The sequence below is a fragment of the Streptomyces bungoensis genome (assembly GCF_001514215.1).
In the GTDB taxonomy this organism is placed as follows: domain Bacteria; phylum Actinomycetota; class Actinomycetes; order Streptomycetales; family Streptomycetaceae; genus Streptomyces; species Streptomyces bungoensis.
The window spans coordinates 1-15,017 of record NZ_KQ948872.1 but is presented as its reverse complement, the minus strand read 5'-3'; the positions used below and the strand labels follow the sequence as shown (position 1 = coordinate 15,017).

Sequence of the window (15,017 nt, the reverse complement as noted above, 5' to 3'; positions counted from 1 at the left end):
GTGCTCAACCCTTCGGGCCTCCGCGCGCTCGGGTTCTCGACACCGGCGCGCCCCTGCGGCTCACGTGGCTCTGTCATGCCGGTCGGTCCTTCTCGTCCGTGCTGTCCCCGGCCCGGGAGACGGCGGCGACCGTCTCGGGGTCGAGGTCGAAGAGGGTGCGCAGCGCGTCCGCGTACCCGGCGCCGCCGGGTTCGGCGGCGAGCTGCTTGACCCGTACGGTCGGCGCGTGCAGCAGCTTGTCGACGACCCGGTGCACGGCCTGCCGGATCTCGCCGCGCTGGCGTTCGTCCAGGTCGGGCAGGCGGCCGTCGAGCCGTGCGATCTCGCCGGCGACGACGTCGGCGGCCATGGTGCGCAGCGCCACCACGGTCGGCGTGATGTGCGCCGCCCGCTGCGCCGCGCCGAAGGCCGCGACCTCGTCGGAGACGATACGCCTGACCTGGTCGACGTCGGCCGCCATCGGCGCGTCGGCGGAGGCCTCGGCGAGGGACTCGATGTCCACCAGGCGCACCCCGGCCAGCCGGTGCACGGCGGCGTCGATGTCGCGGGGCATGGCGAGGTCGAGGAGGAACAGGGCGGGCGCCGGGCGCGGGACCTCGGCGACGGGCTCGGGCCTGCGCCGCTCGGGGATGCGGCCGACGGTGGCGGCGGTCGCGGCGAGCGCGGCGATCAGCTCGGCGTCGGCCTCGGGGGTACGGCGCTCGCGCCGGTCCACCGTGGCTCCCGCGGCCCAGGCCGCGTGCTGTTCGAGGGTGGCCGCGTCCATGCCGGCGACGGCGGCCTCCCCGGCGACGGAGAAGCCGGGCTGTGCGGCGGCCAGGTCCAGCGGGCAGTTGTCGTCGGCGCCGGCCGGCAGCAGCGGCGTGCGGGGCTCCTCGGCCTCCGGGGCGATCTCGGCGGCCGGCTGCCCGGTGCGGCCCTCGACCGCCAGCGCGACCGCCTCGGCCGTCAGGACCAGGCCCGTGGCACCCGTGCAGGAGACGACGACATCGGCACGTGTCAGCTCGCCCGGCACCGCGTCCATCGGTACCGCGCGGGCCGCCACCGTCGTGTCGTCGCCCTCGGCGAGGATCTGGGCGAGGCGCTCGGCGCGCTCGAAGGTACGGTTGGCGACGACGACCTCGGAGACGCCGACGCGCGCGAGCGTCGCGGCGGCCAGCGAGGACATCGAGCCGGCGCCGATGACCAGCGCCGTCCGCCCCGCCGCCCAGGCCGGTATGGCACCGCCCGCGGCCAGCTGCTCCAGGCCGAAGGTGACCAGGGACTGGCCGGCGCGGTCGATGCCGGTCTCGGAGTGGGCGCGTTTGCCGACCCGCAGGGCCTGCTGGAACAGGTCGTTCAGCAGCCGGCCGGCCGTGTGCAGCTCCTGGGCGCGGGCCAGGGAGTCCTTGATCTGGCCGAGGATCTGCCCCTCGCCGACGACCATCGAGTCCAGTCCGCAGGCCACCGAGAACAGGTGGTGGACGGCCCGGTCCTCGTAGTGCACGTAGAGGTAGGGGGTGAGCTCCTCCAGGCCGACGCCGCTGTGCTGGGCGAGCAGCGTGGACAGCTCGGCGACACCGGCGTGGAACTTGTCCACGTCGGCGTACAGCTCGATCCGGTTGCAGGTGGCGAGGACGGCGGCCTCGGTGGCCGGCTCGGCGGCGACGGTGTCCTGCAGCAGCTTGGCCTGGGCCTCCGCGGCCAGCGCGGCGCGCTCCAGCACGCTGACCGGGGCGCTGCGGTGGCTCAGCCCGACGACGAGGAGACTCATGCCGGCATCACGGCGGGTACGTCCCCGTCGGGCCCCTGGTCGGCGGACTCCTCGCGGGGGGTGGCCGCGGGCCGCGCGCCGTCGCCGGCGGCGGTCTCCTCGCCGGCCTTGCGCTGCTCGTGGAAGGCGAGGATCTGCAGCTCGATGGAGAGGTCGACCTTGCGCACGTCGACGCCGTCCGGGACGGACAGCACGGTCGGCGCGAAGTTCAGGATGGAGGTCACACCGGCGGCCACGAGCCGGTCGCAGACCTGCTGGGCGGCACCGGCGGGGGTGGCGATCACGCCGATCGACACACCGTTGTCCTTGATGATCTTCTCGAGCTCGTCGGTGTGCTGCACCGGGATGCCGGCGACGGGCTTGCCGGCCATCGCCGGGTCGGCGTCGATCAGCGCGGCCACGCGGAAACCGCGGGAGGCGAACCCGCCGTAGTTGGCCAGGGCGGCGCCCAGGTTGCCGATACCGACGATGACAACCGGCCAGTCCTGCGTGAGGCCGAGTTCACGGGAGATCTGGTAGACGAGATACTCGACGTCGTAGCCGACACCGCGCGTTCCGTAGGAGCCCAGGTACGAGAAGTCCTTGCGCAGCTTGGCGGAGTTGACCCCCGCGGCCGCGGCCAGTTCCTCGGAGGAGACCGTGGGGACCGAGCGCTCCGACAGTGCGGTCAGGGCTCGGAGGTACAGCGGAAGGCGGGCGACGGTGGCCTCGGGAATCCCTCGGCTACGGGTCGCCGGTCGGTGTGTTCGGCCAGTTGCCACGGTGCTCCTGCGGGTTGAGCGGGGCTGCAGGCGGTCATACGTCCCCAGACCGCCCCGTCGAAAGCAGGCTATGTCTTTGTGAACGCGTGCACAAAGATGGTGTCCGATTTGCCCGGCCAACGTGACCGGGGTCACGCGTGTCTTTCCCGGGGCCCGATGTGGGGGCAAAGCAGCACGCTCCTTGCGAATCCCGCCCCCGAGACGAACACCGTCGATCCTAAGCGACGTCCGGCGCGGTCTTGTACTAGTCGGTCAGTTCCTTGCGCAGGCGGCCCTCGTCCACCCGCCAGAACGTGTGCTGGCGGCCGTCGACGAGGACGACGGGGATCTGCTCCCAGTACTGGTCGTGCAGCGCGCGGTCCTCGGTGATGTCCTTGCGCTCCCAGGGGACGCCGAGTTCGCCGCAGACCTTCTCGATCACGGCCTGCGCGTCGTCGCACAGATGGCAGCCGGGCTTGCGGATGAGGGTGACCAGCCGCTCCTGGGGGGCGGGCCTGCGCCGGAAGAGGGGACTCATGTCAGCCATTCTCGCGCTTCTCCACCGACGCGCGGGCGGCGCGTTCATCGCGGAGAGTTCACATCCTCCCAACCTGGCTGCACCGGAACCACCGAACACAATGGCTATGCTCACGACATGGCCGCTCTCGGATGGCTCACCCCCCGTAGGCGCTCCGCCACGGCGCGGAGCGTGTTGGCAGGCGAGGCCTCGGCGGAGGCTGCCCGGAAGACCTCCCAGGAGGTCGTCGCGGCCCCGGCCGCGGAGGAACCGGAGTTCCCGGTCCTCGGCGACGACAGGGCCGCCGCCTTCTTCGACCTCGACAACACCGTGATGCAGGGCGCCGCGCTGTTCCACTTCGGCCGGGGCCTGTACAAGCGGAAGTTCTTCGAGACCCGCGACCTGGCCCGGTTCGCCTGGCAGCAGGCGTGGTTCCGGCTGGCCGGCGTCGAGGACCCCGAGCACATGCAGGAGGCCCGCGACTCGGCCCTGTCCATCGTCAAGGGCCACCGCGTCGCCGAGCTGCAGACGATCGGCGAGGAGATCTACGACGAGTACATGGCCGACCGCATCTGGCCCGGCACCCGCGCGCTCGCCCAGGCCCACCTGGACGCGGGCCAGAAGGTGTGGCTGGTCACGGCGGCCCCCGTGGAGATCGCCACGGTGATCGCCCGCCGCCTCGGCCTGACCGGCGCGCTCGGCACGGTCGCGGAGTCGGTGAACGGCATCTACACCGGCAAGCTGGTCGGCGAGCCGCTGCACGGCCCGGCCAAGGCGGAGGCGGTACGCGCCCTGGCCGCCGCCGAGGGCCTGGACCTGTCCCGCTGCGCGGCCTACAGCGACAGCCACAACGACATCCCGATGCTCTCCCTGGTCGGCCACCCCTACGCCATCAACCCCGACGCCAAGCTCCGCAGGCACGCCCGCGAGAAGGACTGGCGCCTGCGCGACTACCGGACGGGCCGCAAGGCGGCGAAGGTCGGCATCCCCGCGGCGGCGGGAGTCGGCGCGGTGGCCGGCGGCACAGCAGCGGCCATCGCGCTGAGCCGCCGCCGCCGCTAGCCGGACGGGGTCGGCGCGGAGGCGCGGAGGCGCGGAGGCTCGGGGCCCGGCGTCCGGCACGCCTCGCGGAGGTTCCGCGTCCGTCGGGTCCGGCCCGGCTCCCGATGTCCACCGCGTCCCGCACGCCCACCGCCCGCACGGGTCCCGGCACCCCCTCGCCCCCGGGCGTCCGGCGCGGACTCTCGCTGTCGGGCGGCGGGCAGCGGGCACGAGACGAGCGGCGGGCACGCGCATTCGCGGCTGCCGGGCGCGACGCTGACCGGGCCGCAGGTTGCGAGCGCCGAGGGCCGAGGGCCGACTTTCACCGTCCGGCTCCGGACGCAGGGCTCCGCACAGGTCCCCACTCCCCCGCTCGGGGCACGCATCGCCGGGCGCGGGTGGTCACTGGGGGTGTCCGGTGTGCGGTGCGGCCCCGCGGACACCGGCTCGGACCGGCGTCGGCCGGCCCCTGCGCCGGGCTCGGGCCTCGGGCCGCCGTGATCCGGCCCCAGGTCCACCGCGTCCGGCCGATCCCACGGGATCCCGTGCCCCGTCGCCCCGACCCCGCCGAGATTATGCCGCGGCCATTTCAAGACGCCCGGTAGTTCACCGAAAACGGCAAGATTTCGGTCAACAACCGATCAAGGTGCGGCCCCTGATACGGCATCAATCCGCAACAGAAGCGACGCACTCGGTGATTTGAGCAACTCGGTGTAGCATTGCCTGCACGAAGCGTTATTCTCCTCAGACGCAAACCGGTACCTCTCCGTCGCCACGACGGGTGAACGGTTCCGCACTGCACGTGATGGAAGCTCTGCCTCTGGGAGTCCCGTGTACCCACACGTCGGGGTTGACGCCTCGGGCCTGGCTACGCTGCGCGCAGCAGTCGCCGCGGTCAAGGAGACGCTGCGCGGCTTCGTCCCCACCGCGTACGCCGTCCCCGCCTTCGCCACCGCCGCGCCCGCCGGCCCGGGCTACGCGCTGGCCGAGGGCAGCGCCGCCGTCGGCAGACGCGGCCGCGTGACCGGCGGCGCCACCGCCCGCCGCCCGGCCGCCGACAGCGACAGCGCCCGGATGATGGACCTCGTCGAGCGCGCCCAGGCCGGGGAGGCCGAGGCCTTCGGCCGCCTCTACGACCAGTACAGCGACACCGTGTACCGGTACATCTACTACCGGGTGGGCGGCAAGGCGACCGCCGAGGACCTCACCAGCGAGACCTTCCTGCGCGCCCTGCGCCGGATCGGCACCTTCACCTGGCAGGGCCGCGACTTCGGCGCCTGGCTGGTGACGATCGCCCGCAACCTCGTCGCCGACCACTTCAAGTCCTCCCGCTTCCGGCTGGAGGTCACCACCGGTGAGATGCTCGACGCCAACGAGGTCGAGCGCTCCCCGGAGGACTCCGTGCTGGAGTCCCTGTCCAACGCCGCCCTGCTGGACGCCGTGCGCAGGCTCAACCCGCAGCAGCAGGAGTGCGTCACGCTCCGCTTCCTGCAGGGCCTCTCGGTCGCCGAGACCGCCCGGGTGATGGGCAAGAACGAGGGCGCCATCAAGACACTCCAGTACCGCGCCGTGCGCACCCTCGCCCGGCTCCTGCCGGACGACGCCCGCTGACCGCCCGCCGCGGCCCACCCCACCCACCACCGGCGAACGGCGACCACGGCACGTAACGGTCAACTCACGTTCCGTGAAAGGGCATTGACTTTTTGATCCACTCATCCGGCGTCCGTAACCCAAGTGCCGAGCCGCTCGTTGTGCGGGATACAGGCTCCCTGTGGTCACGCCTGGCCGACCCAGCTCACCCGATCGTGTGCAAGCGGCCCCGGCGTGCAACCCTCAGGACCCCCTGGGGAGTCGACCGTCATGACGAGAGGAGGTGCCGCCAGTGATCGCGAACGTATCGGCGCACCGGCGGGCGAACGCCTTCGCCCAGGCCCTGGAGGAGCAGTCCGACCGGGACACGGCGGCCGAGCAGTCCGCAGCACCGGCGGGATCACCGCCGACCACCGAGGAACACGCCGAGCAGGGCGAGCTGTTGGCCCTCGCGACGGGTCTCGGCGCGCTGCCCAGGCCGCAGCTCGACCCCGACGTCAAGGTCGTCCAGCGGGCCCAGCTGGTGGCCGCGATGGAGGCCATGCTCCAGGAGGGCGGAGCGGCGGATGCGTCCCTACCCGAGCAGCGCTCCCGCGCCCACGGTGCCCACCGGGCGACGAGCCCGCTGGGCAAACTCCGGCCGCGCTCACGGCTGACCAAGGGGCTCGCGGCCGGCGGACTGAGCGTCGGCGTGGCCGCCGGGGCCTTCGGCGGGGTCGCCTCCGCCAGCTCCGACGCCCTGCCCGGCGACTCGCTCTACGGGCTCAAGCGCGGCATCGAGGACTTCAAGCTCGACTACCTGAGCGACGGCAACGACGAGCGCGGCCAGACGTACCTCGACCAGGCCTCCACCCGGCTCAACGAGGCCCGCCGGCTCATGGAGCGCGACCGCGGCGGCCACCTCGACCACGAGTCCATCGGCGAGATCCGCCGCACCCTCTCCGGGATGCAGCGCGACGTCACCGAGGGCCACCGACTGCTGCACGCCGCGTACGAGGCCGACCCCGGGTCGCTGGGCCCCATCCAGGCCCTCTCCACGTTCTCCCGGTCCCACCGCGAGGCCTGGACCCGGCTGAGCGACCGGCTGCCGATGCAGCTGCACGACGTCAAACAGCAGGTGTCGTCGGTCTTCGACGCCATAGACCAAGAGGTCGCCCCGTTGCAGTCCCTGCTCCCGCCGGCCCCCGCCCAGCCCGGCGCGGGCACCTCGCGGGGCGGCGGACCGTCGTCCACCGGCTCCGCCGGCGCCCACCGGTCGGCCGGGCCCAGCGCCGGCGGCACGCCCTCCTCCGGCAAGCACGCGAGCCCCGGCAGCCCCAGCGGCTCCGCCACCCGTGACAGCGGCGACGGCCTGATCGGGGGCAACACGGGCGGCCTGCTCGACCCGCCGAAGACGGGCTCCGACGGCGGCTCCACGTCCACCGGCAAGCCCCCGACGAGCCCCCCGGACGTCACCGTCCCGCCGCTCCTGCCGGGCCTGCTGCCCGGCCTGGGCATCGACGGCCAGGACACCAACTAGCAGAGCGGAAACACCCCTGTGGGGGCGCCCCTTTCCGAGCAGGGGCGCCCCCACAGGCGTACGGACGAGAGCTAGAAGAACACCGACCGCCGCTGCACCAGCAGCTTGTACAGCGTGTGCTGGATCTGCTCGCGGACCTGGTCGGTCAGGTTGAACATCAGCATCGGGTCCTCGGCCGCCTCCGGCGGATAGCCGTCCGTCGCGATCGGCTCACCGAACTGGATGGTCCACTTCGTCGGCAGCGGGATCGCGCCCAGCGGCCCCAGCCACGGGAAGGTCGGCGTCAGCGGGAAGTACGGGAAGCCCAGGAGCCGGGCCAGCGTCTTGGCGTTGCCGATCATCGGGTAGATCTCCTCGGCCCCGACGATCGAGCACGGGATGATCGGGACCCCCTGCCGCAGGGCCGTGGAGACGAAACCGCCGCGGCCGAACCGCTGCAGCTTGTAGCGCTCGCCGAAGGGTTTGCCGATGCCCTTGAAGCCCTCCGGCATGACCCCGACCAGCTCGCCCTGCGCGAGGAGCCGTTCGGCGTCCTCCGCGCACGCGAGGGTGTGCCCCAGCTTGCGGGCCAGCTCGTTGACCACCGGCAGCACGAACACCAGGTCCGCCGCCAGCAGCCGCAGGTGCCGGTCGGCCGGATGGTGGTCGTGCACGGCGACCTGCAGCATCAGCCCGTCCAGCGGCAGCGTCCCGGAGTGGTTGGCGACGATCAGCGCACCGCCGTCCACCGGGATGTTCTCGATGCCCTTCACCTCGACCCGGAAGTACTTCTCGTACAGCGGCCGCAGCAGCGACATCAGGACCTGGTCGGTCAGCTCCTCGTCGTAGCCGAAGTCGTCGACCTCGTAGTCCCCGGTCAGCCGGCGGCGCAGGAAGGACAGGCCGCGCGCGACGCGCCGCTCCAGCCCGCCGTCGTCGTCCCGCGGCCCGGCCGGCGGCTGCTCCTGCGAGGTCACGGGTTCCTCCTGCGCCGTCGCCCTGGTCGGCAGGGACTGGACCTCGTGGACCGGCGCGCCCTCGCCCGCCGTGCCGCGCCGGCTCGCCCCGCTGCGGCGCCGCGACGGCCGCTGGGCGGCACCCCCGCGGGACCGGTCGTCGTCGAACGGAATGACCTTGGCGTCCGCCATTGCTGCGCTCCTCAGTTGGCGCTCTGGTTGGCGCTCTGCGTCGGGAGGTGTCCGCTGCCCTTCGCGGCGAGCGCGGCCAGCCGGTCCACGCCCCCCGCGAGGGCCTCCGGCGGCAGCAGCCCGGGACCCTGGCTGCGCGCGAAGTCCGCGAACGTCTCCGCCGTCGTGTACTTGGGCGTGAAACCCAGCGTCTCGCGCATCTGGTCGGTGGACACCACCCTGCCGTGGGTGAGCAGCCGGATCTGCTCCGGCGAGAAGTCCGTCATGCCCAGCGTACGCACCAGGGAGCCGGCCCAGGTGACCGCGGGCAGCAGCAGCGGCACGGTGGGCCGCCCGAGCCGCCGCGAGCACTGCGACAGCAGCAGCACCCCGTCCCCGGCGATGTTGAACGTGCCGCTGTTGAGCGTGCCCCTGCGCGGCTCGTGCGAGGCGATGCGCAGTACCTCGACGACGTCGTCCTCGTGCACGAACTGCAGCCGCGGGTCGTAGCCGAACACGGTCGGCAGGACCGGCAGCGCGAAGTAGGAGGCGAGCGGGGTGTCCGCGGTCGGCCCGAGGATGTTCGCGAACCGCAGCACGCACACGGCCACGTCCGGCCGCCGCCGCGCGAACCCGCGCACGTACCCCTCGACCTCGCAGGTGTCCTTCGCGAACCCGCCGCTGGGCAGCGACTTGGGCGGGGTGGTCTCGGTGAACACGGCCGGATCGCGCGGCGCGGACCCGTACACGTTCGTACTGGACTTCACCACCAGCCGCCGCACGGCCGGCGACTTCTGGCAGGCGCCGAGCAGCTGCATCGTGCCGATGACGTTGGTCTCCTTGACCGTGGCCCGGCTGCCGCCGCCCAGCGCGGTCCCGGTCACGTCGAGGTGGACGACCGTGTCGGCGCCCGTCTCGGCCAGCACCCGGGCGATCCCGGGCTGGCGGATGTCGGCCTGGATGAAGTCGGCCCCGCCCAGGTGGTGTGCCGGGGGCACCGCGTCCACGGCGATCACCCGCTCCACCTCGGGGTCCCGCTGGATGCGCCGCACGAACCGGCCGCCGAGCTGCCGGGCGACTCCGGTGACGAGCACGACCTTCCCCAAGATCAGCGCCTTCCTTCCCGACCTCGTGCGAAACCTGGTCCCAGCCGCGTTCCCCGTGTGCGGTCAACTTAGCGGCTCGGTGTTGCGCTGTGATGACCACGCGAGGCGCGGGGCGGCGGAATTTCCCCAGACGGAATATGCCGGTACCGCCCGGACGCGGGTTCCCGGAAGACGCCAGTGGCCCCCCACCTGCCGGTGGGGGGCCACTGGAACACGCTCTCGCGGCGCCGCTTACTTCTTGTTGCGGCGCTGAACGCGCGTGCGCTTGAGCAGCTTGCGGTGCTTCTTCTTGGCCATCCGCTTGCGCCGCTTCTTGATAACAGAGCCCACGACTACCCTCGCTCACTTCTCATCACTCGGTTGTTTGGGCGCCATGGGCCCACACGACCTACGAGGGGTCAGCCTACCCGGTCGCGCGCCGAGCTTGTAATCGAGGGGTTGCTCGGGGTCTCCCCGAGCGCCGTCAGGCCGTCTCCACCCCCACATAACTCTCGCGGAGGTACTCGTGTACCGCTTGCTCCGGGACGCGGAAGGACCGCCCCACCCGGATCGCGGGCAGATGACCGCTGTGCACCAGCCGGTACACGGTCATCTTCGACACTCGCATCACCGAGGCGACCTCCGCCACGGTAAGGAACTGAACCTCGTTCAGAGGCCTTTCGCCAGCTGCAGCCATGACACACCTGAACCTTCCGCACTCGACGGCCACCGGCTTCCCCTTCCGGTGACTCTTCGTCGTTGCGTGCTCACTCCCCAATGTAGGGGCGGGTGATGCGAGTGGGGAAGAGGTGCACCCATCGGCGGCTACTGTGACAAGCACGCTCGTTTGAGTACGTAGCGGGTAAGCGGCAGGTAGTGACCAGACCGCACCCCGTCGTCAACCGGAACGGCGACGGACACGGTCCCCTCGGCCTCCCCGACGAACAGCGCCGGATCGTCCGTGTCGGCCAGCCCGATCGCCTCGAACCCCAGCTGACCTGCGCCGCAGACCCAGCCGTGATCGCCGATCACCAGCTCCGGCAGGGGCCCGCCGGCGTCGGCCGCGGCCGCCAGGGCGACCCGAACCGGCAGCGGGGAATGGCTGTGGGCACCCGGCTCACAACCGGGGCGCTCGCCCTCCGGTTCCCGCACCAAGGCAACACCTCGTGTGTAGTCGAGCCGGTACGTGCGTAGACCGAACCGGGTCAATATGTCGACACAGCGACCCTGCGCGGGGGTGAGCACCTCACACCCCACCGCCGACAGCGCGTCCGCCAGGCCGCCGTAGAACCCGAGCAGCCGGTGCGGATGCCCGGTGCCGAGCAGCACCGGCGCCCTGCGCCGGGCCACGCTCCGGATCCGCTCCGCGAAGGCGTCCAGCGCGGCCAGCGTCCGCTCCGGATCGATGGCGTCCGGCCCCGACGTGTACCGCGGATCGGCCGGCACCCCGCACCTGGAGGCCATGAGCGCCAGCAACTCCCGCTGCCCCCACGCGCCTTCCGGATCGAGCCCGATCAGCACACGGGGATCCCGGGCGGCGAACAGCCGGTAACTGCGCAGGCTCTGCTCACGCGTGGTCCCGACCCACCCGGCCAGCCGGGCGGCCAGCAGATGCGCGCGGAGGCCTTCGTGGGTCGACACGGGTGCGATGCTGGCGGATCGGGTGAGGGGCCGGGAGGGGAACCGGGGAAGAGGGCTCGGTTGGCCTAGTGCGGCCCGCCTGCCCCACGCCGAGGGTCCGGGGGGCCTGCCCCCGGGAGCAGGTCAGGGCAGCAGCCCCCGCAGCGGGAAGGCGGCCCGCCGGGTGGCCAGCACGGCCTGGTCGACCCGGTCGGCGGGGTCGTACCCCTCGTCCCAGGACGCCCACGACACCGGCCAGCGCCCGTCCGTCATCCGCCGCGGCCCCGACTCCCGGGTCCGCGCGTACACCGCCTGCCGCCACTCCTCGGGAATCACCGTCTCCGGAGGCACTTCCCGTCCCGCGGCGATCCCCACCAGGTGCGTCCACGACCGCGGCACCACCTCGACCACCGCGTATCCGCCGCCTCCCAGCGCGACCCACTTGCCGTCCGCGTGCTCGTGCGCCAGGTCGTGGCACGCCACCTGGACGGCCCGCTGCGCGTCCAGCGACACCGCGAGGTGCGCCAGCGGATCCTCGAAGTGCGTGTCGGCCCCGTGCTGCGACACCAGCACCTGCGGCCGGAAGTCCGCGAGCAGTTCCGGCACCACCGCGTGGAACGCCCGCAGCCACCCCGCGTCGCCGGTCCCCGCCGGCAGGGCGACGTTCACCGCGGCCCCCTCGCCGGCGCCGCCGCCGGTCTCCTGCGGCCACCCGGTCTGCGGGAACAGCGTCCGGGGATGCTCGTGCAGCGAGATCGTCAGAACCCGGGGGTCCTCCCAGAACGCGGCCTGCACCCCGTCCCCGTGGTGCACGTCGACGTCCACGTACGCCACCCGCTCGGCCCCGAGTTCCAGCAGCCGGGCGATGGCCAGCGCGGCGTCGTTGTAGATGCAGAACCCGGACGCGCCCCCCGGCATCGCGTGGTGGAGCCCGCCCGAGAAGTTCACGGCGTGGTCGGCGTCCCCGCGCCACACCGCCTCCGCCGCCCCCACCGACTGCCCCGCGATCAGCGCGGACACCTCGTGCATCCCGGCGAACGCGGGGTCGTCCGGCGTACCGAGCCCGTACGACCCGTCGGCCGAGTCGGGATCCACCGAGGCGGCCTTCACCGCGTCGATGTAGTCCTCCCGGTGGACCAGCCGCAGCGTCGACTCCCCGGCCGGTTTCGCCGCGACCACCTCCATCGCCCGGTCGAGCCCGAAGGCACCCACCAGCTTCCGGGTCAGCTCCAGCCGGACCGGATCCATCGGATGGCTCCGGCCGAAGTCATATCCCGTTACTGCCTCGTCCCACATCAGCTGTGCGCGGCCGCTCATGTCCGCCACCGTATCGGTCCGGTTGAGCCGCGAACGACTTCGCGTACACCAATGTCACCAGCACCAACACCATCGGCACGAGCATGGCCCCCCGGTAGCTCCAGGCGTCGCCGAGCGCCCCCACCAACGGCGAACCGACGAGGAAACCCACGTAGTTGAAGATGTTGAGCCGGGCGATCGCCGCGTCCGACGCCCCCGGGAACAGCCGGCCCGCGGCCGCGAACGTCTGCGGCACCAGCACGCACAGCCCGAGCCCCAGCAGGGTGAATCCGAGCATGCCGGCCCACGCGTCCGGCGCCACGGCCACCACCGCGAACCCGCCGGCCGCCACCAGCGCCCCGAGCCGTACGACCGCGGCCGCCCCGAACCGCCGTACCCCGAAGTCCCCGAGGGACCGCCCCAGCAGCGTGGTCACCATGTACACGTTGTACGGCACGGTCGCCAGCTGCTCCGAGCCGCCCAGCACGTCCTTCAGGTACTTCGCGCTCCAGTTGGAGACGGTCGAGTCACCGATGTAGGCGAAGGTCATGACCAGGCACAGCGGCAGCAGCAGCCTGAAGACGACACCGCCCGACCGCTCCTGCTCCCCCTGTTGCTCCTGAGCGGGCGCGGCCTCGCCGTCGACGTACCACCGGCTGCCCACCAGCACCGCCGGCAGCAGTACGGCGACCACCGGCAGGTACGACACCCACAGCGTGAGGTGCCAGTGCGCCCCCGCCCAGGCGAGCGAGGCCCCGAGGATGCCGCCCAGGCTGTAGGCGGCGTGGAAGCTCAGCATGATGCTGCGCCCGTACGTCCGCTGCAGGCTCACCCCGAGCATGTTCATGGAGGCGTCCAGCGCCCCCACGGCCAGTCCGAACGCGGCCAGGGCCAGGCCGAGCTCGCCCAGCGCCCCGCCCGCCCCGACGCCGACGAGCGCCAGCAGCACCACCGGCTGGGACCAGCGCAGCAGCCGGCTCGGCCGGATCCGCCGCACCAGCTGCTCGGTCGTCACGCTGCCGACACCGGCGAGGATCGGCACGGCGGCCAGGAACGCGGGCAGCAGCGCGTCGGAGACGCCGTACCGGTCCTGGATGGCCGGGATGCGCGTGACGAGGAGTGCGAAGGTGACGCCCTGCGCGAAGAAGCTGAACGCCAGCGAGGCCCTGCCGCGCCGCAGCACATCTGTCATGGCGGCGAGCGTAGGGCCCCGGGCTACCTGTGGGTAGATCCAGCCAAAGGTGAATTTCCTTCAGCTTTACCTGGCCGGCGGATCAGGCGGCGACGGTCACGGCGGACCGCCCGGTCTTCCGGCCCTCGGCCTCGATCCGGGCCTGGGCCTGGGCCTCGGCGGTCAGCATCCTCCCCATCGGCTCGACGGCCAGGCCGCCGCTGACGACGAAGGCGACCGCGAACGCCCCGACCAGGACGACGGTGCCCAGCCACACCATGGTGTCCACGGGGACGGTGTAGGCACCCACCACGCGCGCGACGCACTCGGCGAGGAGCACCGCCCCCCACACGAGGGAGAACGCGCGCTCCTTCCGACGGAAGGCCGCGGAGTCGGCGGCGGCCCCGGACGCGAGGCGCTCCCAGGCGGCCTCCCTGGCCGCGTCGCCCTTGATGAGGAAGGGCTTCATGCCCGCGGTCATCATCGGCTTGCCGAGCGCCACGGAGACGAGGATCCCGAGGGCGACCACGCTGCTGATCCCGCTGTCCTTGGCGAGCATCAGCCGCGGGTCACCGGAGACGAAGCTCAGGAGCAGGGAGACGACGTTGACGACCAGGATGAGGCCGGCCAGCGCGTTGGTCCTGCGCTCCCTGACCAGGCCCCACAGGGTCCTGACCGCCGGCACCACGCTGCTCCAGGCGAGCGCCGCGAAGGTGCTCGTCCCGAAGCCGCCCTTGAGGAGGTAGTACGAGCCGAGCGGCACCGCCACGTCGACGATCAGGGGCCTGAAGTTGTCCAGCACGCTCGAGTTCTTCGTCATGCCCTCAGCTTCGCCGCCGGAGGGGGTCCGGCAGTAGGAACGATCGTCCGGAGGTCCGCATGACGAATGTCAGGTACGAGACGGTGGCCGGCGTCATACGACGGTCACACCAGCAGGTCAGCCAACTCGCCCATGGTGCTGAACAGTTGGTTCGCCCCCGTGAGCCGCGCGGCCGGTGTCATGGCGGTGAACCCGTACACGTCCATCCCGGCCGCCACAGCCGCCTGCACACCCAGCGGGGAGTCCTCGACGACCAGGCACCGCTGCGGCGCGACCCCCATCCGCTCGGCCGCGTACAGGAAGAGGTCCGGCGCCGGCTTGCCCCGTCCCACGTCCTGCGAGCTGAAGATGCGGTCCTCCTCGAACCACCGGTCGAGGCCGGCCGACCGGTGCCCCACCCGGATCCGCTCATGGCTCCCGGAGGAGGCCACGCAGTACGGCACCCCGTCGGCGGCCAGTTTCTCCAGCACGCCGTCGACGCCGGCCACGGGCTGCAACTCCCGCTCGAACGCGGCGAACACGCGCGCGTGGAAGACGTCGTCGAAGTCGTCGGGCAGTCGCTGCCCGGTCCGCTCCAGGATCATTTCGTGGATCCGGTGCATCGCCGACCCCATGTAGTCCCGGATGGACTCCTCGTAGGACGTCGGGTGCCCCAACTCGGTCAGATGGGCGGCCAGCAGCCGGTTGGAGATGGGCTCGCTGTCGACGAGCACACCGTCGTTGTCGAAGATGACGAGGTCATAGCGCATGTATGCGAGC

The 15,017-nt window shown here is 72.3% G+C and carries 15 protein-coding genes; 3 read left to right on the top strand and 12 right to left on the bottom strand.

Features of this window, described 5'->3' with window-relative positions:
* Positions 1–73 precede the first annotated feature (73 nt).
* The 3 genes from AQJ66_RS31295 to AQJ66_RS31285 form a co-directional block, all read right to left on the bottom strand.
* Positions 74–1,753, bottom strand: coding sequence for a glutamyl-tRNA reductase (locus tag AQJ66_RS31295; RefSeq protein ID WP_061928703.1), 1,680 nt, complete (start codon positions 1,751–1,753; stop codon positions 74–76).
* The gene (locus AQJ66_RS31290; RefSeq protein ID WP_061928701.1) at positions 1,750–2,514 is read right to left on the bottom strand and encodes a redox-sensing transcriptional repressor Rex; all 765 of its coding nucleotides are present in this window, start codon (positions 2,512–2,514) and stop codon (positions 1,750–1,752) included. Before AQJ66_RS31290 ends, AQJ66_RS31295 begins: the two co-directional genes overlap by 4 nt.
* A gap of 244 nt (positions 2,515–2,758) precedes the next feature.
* Positions 2,759–3,040, bottom strand: a complete 282-nt coding sequence (locus tag AQJ66_RS31285; RefSeq protein WP_107119100.1) for a glutaredoxin family protein — start codon at positions 3,038–3,040, stop codon at positions 2,759–2,761.
* A gap of 108 nt (positions 3,041–3,148) precedes the next feature.
* Here AQJ66_RS31285 and AQJ66_RS31280 point away from each other — a divergent pair, with 108 nt between their 5' ends.
* The 3 genes from AQJ66_RS31280 to AQJ66_RS31270 all read left to right on the top strand — a co-directional run bounded on the left by AQJ66_RS31280 (position 3,149) and on the right by AQJ66_RS31270 (position 7,160).
* On the top strand, positions 3,149–4,072 hold the full coding sequence (locus tag AQJ66_RS31280; RefSeq protein ID WP_079060533.1) for an HAD family hydrolase: 924 nt from the start codon (positions 3,149–3,151) through the stop codon (positions 4,070–4,072).
* An 810-nt stretch (positions 4,073–4,882) separates the two neighbouring features.
* Complete coding sequence (locus tag AQJ66_RS31275; protein WP_061928696.1) at positions 4,883–5,662, top strand: ECF subfamily RNA polymerase sigma factor, BldN family; 780 nt, start codon at positions 4,883–4,885, stop codon at positions 5,660–5,662.
* Positions 5,663–5,933: 271 nt separating this feature from the next.
* Positions 5,934–7,160, top strand: a complete 1,227-nt coding sequence (locus AQJ66_RS31270) for a DUF5667 domain-containing protein (protein WP_061928693.1) — start codon at positions 5,934–5,936, stop codon at positions 7,158–7,160.
* Positions 7,161–7,231: 71 nt separating this feature from the next.
* Here the strand turns inward: AQJ66_RS31270 and AQJ66_RS31265 are convergent, their stop codons facing one another.
* From AQJ66_RS31265 to AQJ66_RS31230, 9 genes are all read right to left on the bottom strand, one after another.
* Positions 7,232–8,287 (bottom strand): lysophospholipid acyltransferase family protein, encoded by a 1,056-nt coding sequence (locus AQJ66_RS31265; protein ID WP_061928691.1) that lies wholly within the window; start codon positions 8,285–8,287, stop codon positions 7,232–7,234.
* Positions 8,288–8,298: 11 nt separating this feature from the next.
* A complete protein-coding gene (locus tag AQJ66_RS31260) occupies positions 8,299–9,372 on the bottom strand; it encodes an NAD-dependent epimerase/dehydratase family protein (RefSeq protein ID WP_061928689.1) in 1,074 nt (357 codons plus the stop codon).
* A 231-nt stretch (positions 9,373–9,603) separates the two neighbouring features.
* Positions 9,604–9,702: a 30S ribosomal protein bS22 gene (locus AQJ66_RS37910; RefSeq protein WP_003948845.1), complete on the bottom strand. Its 99-nt coding sequence runs from the start codon at positions 9,700–9,702 to the stop codon at positions 9,604–9,606.
* Positions 9,703–9,835: 133 nt separating this feature from the next.
* Entirely contained in the window at positions 9,836–10,048 is a 213-nt protein-coding gene (locus AQJ66_RS31255; protein WP_004984898.1) for a helix-turn-helix domain-containing protein, read from the bottom strand.
* Positions 10,049–10,176: 128 nt separating this feature from the next.
* The gene (locus tag AQJ66_RS31250; RefSeq protein ID WP_061928687.1) at positions 10,177–10,992 is read right to left on the bottom strand and encodes a phosphatase; all 816 of its coding nucleotides are present in this window, start codon (positions 10,990–10,992) and stop codon (positions 10,177–10,179) included.
* 123 nt (positions 10,993–11,115) lie between these two features.
* Positions 11,116–12,288 (bottom strand): acetoin utilization protein AcuC, encoded by a 1,173-nt coding sequence (locus AQJ66_RS31245; RefSeq protein WP_061928685.1) that lies wholly within the window; start codon positions 12,286–12,288, stop codon positions 11,116–11,118.
* On the bottom strand, positions 12,239–13,459 hold the full coding sequence (locus tag AQJ66_RS31240; protein ID WP_061928683.1) for an MFS transporter: 1,221 nt from the start codon (positions 13,457–13,459) through the stop codon (positions 12,239–12,241). Before AQJ66_RS31240 ends, AQJ66_RS31245 begins: the two co-directional genes overlap by 50 nt.
* An 82-nt stretch (positions 13,460–13,541) precedes the next feature.
* Positions 13,542–14,258, bottom strand: a complete 717-nt coding sequence (locus AQJ66_RS31235) for a VC0807 family protein (RefSeq protein WP_061928681.1) — start codon at positions 14,256–14,258, stop codon at positions 13,542–13,544.
* Between the two features lie 104 nt (positions 14,259–14,362).
* Complete coding sequence (locus AQJ66_RS31230; protein WP_061928899.1) at positions 14,363–15,007, bottom strand: HAD family hydrolase; 645 nt, start codon at positions 15,005–15,007, stop codon at positions 14,363–14,365.
* Positions 15,008–15,017 lie beyond the last annotated feature (10 nt).

What these genes read in the sequence shown, in the direction of transcription:
- AQJ66_RS31295 (WP_061928703.1), bottom strand. Translation starts at nt 1,753, where the DNA reads ATGAGTCTCCTCGTCGTCGGGCTGAGCCACCGCAGCGCCCCGGTCAGC.
- AQJ66_RS31280 (WP_079060533.1), top strand. Translation starts at nt 3,149, where the DNA reads ATGGCCGCTCTCGGATGGCTCACCCCCCGTAGGCGCTCCGCCACGGCG.
- AQJ66_RS31240 (WP_061928683.1), bottom strand. Translation starts at nt 13,459, where the DNA reads ATGACAGATGTGCTGCGGCGCGGCAGGGCCTCGCTGGCGTTCAGCTTC.
- AQJ66_RS31245 (WP_061928685.1), bottom strand. Translation starts at nt 12,288, where the DNA reads ATGAGCGGCCGCGCACAGCTGATGTGGGACGAGGCAGTAACGGGATAT.
- AQJ66_RS31230 (WP_061928899.1), bottom strand. Translation starts at nt 15,007, where the DNA reads ATGCGCTATGACCTCGTCATCTTCGACAACGACGGTGTGCTCGTCGAC.
- AQJ66_RS31255 (WP_004984898.1), bottom strand. Translation starts at nt 10,048, where the DNA reads ATGGCTGCAGCTGGCGAAAGGCCTCTGAACGAGGTTCAGTTCCTTACC.
- AQJ66_RS31285 (WP_107119100.1), bottom strand. Translation starts at nt 3,040, where the DNA reads ATGGCTGACATGAGTCCCCTCTTCCGGCGCAGGCCCGCCCCCCAGGAG.
- AQJ66_RS31265 (WP_061928691.1), bottom strand. Translation starts at nt 8,287, where the DNA reads ATGGCGGACGCCAAGGTCATTCCGTTCGACGACGACCGGTCCCGCGGG.
- AQJ66_RS31235 (WP_061928681.1), bottom strand. Translation starts at nt 14,258, where the DNA reads ATGACGAAGAACTCGAGCGTGCTGGACAACTTCAGGCCCCTGATCGTC.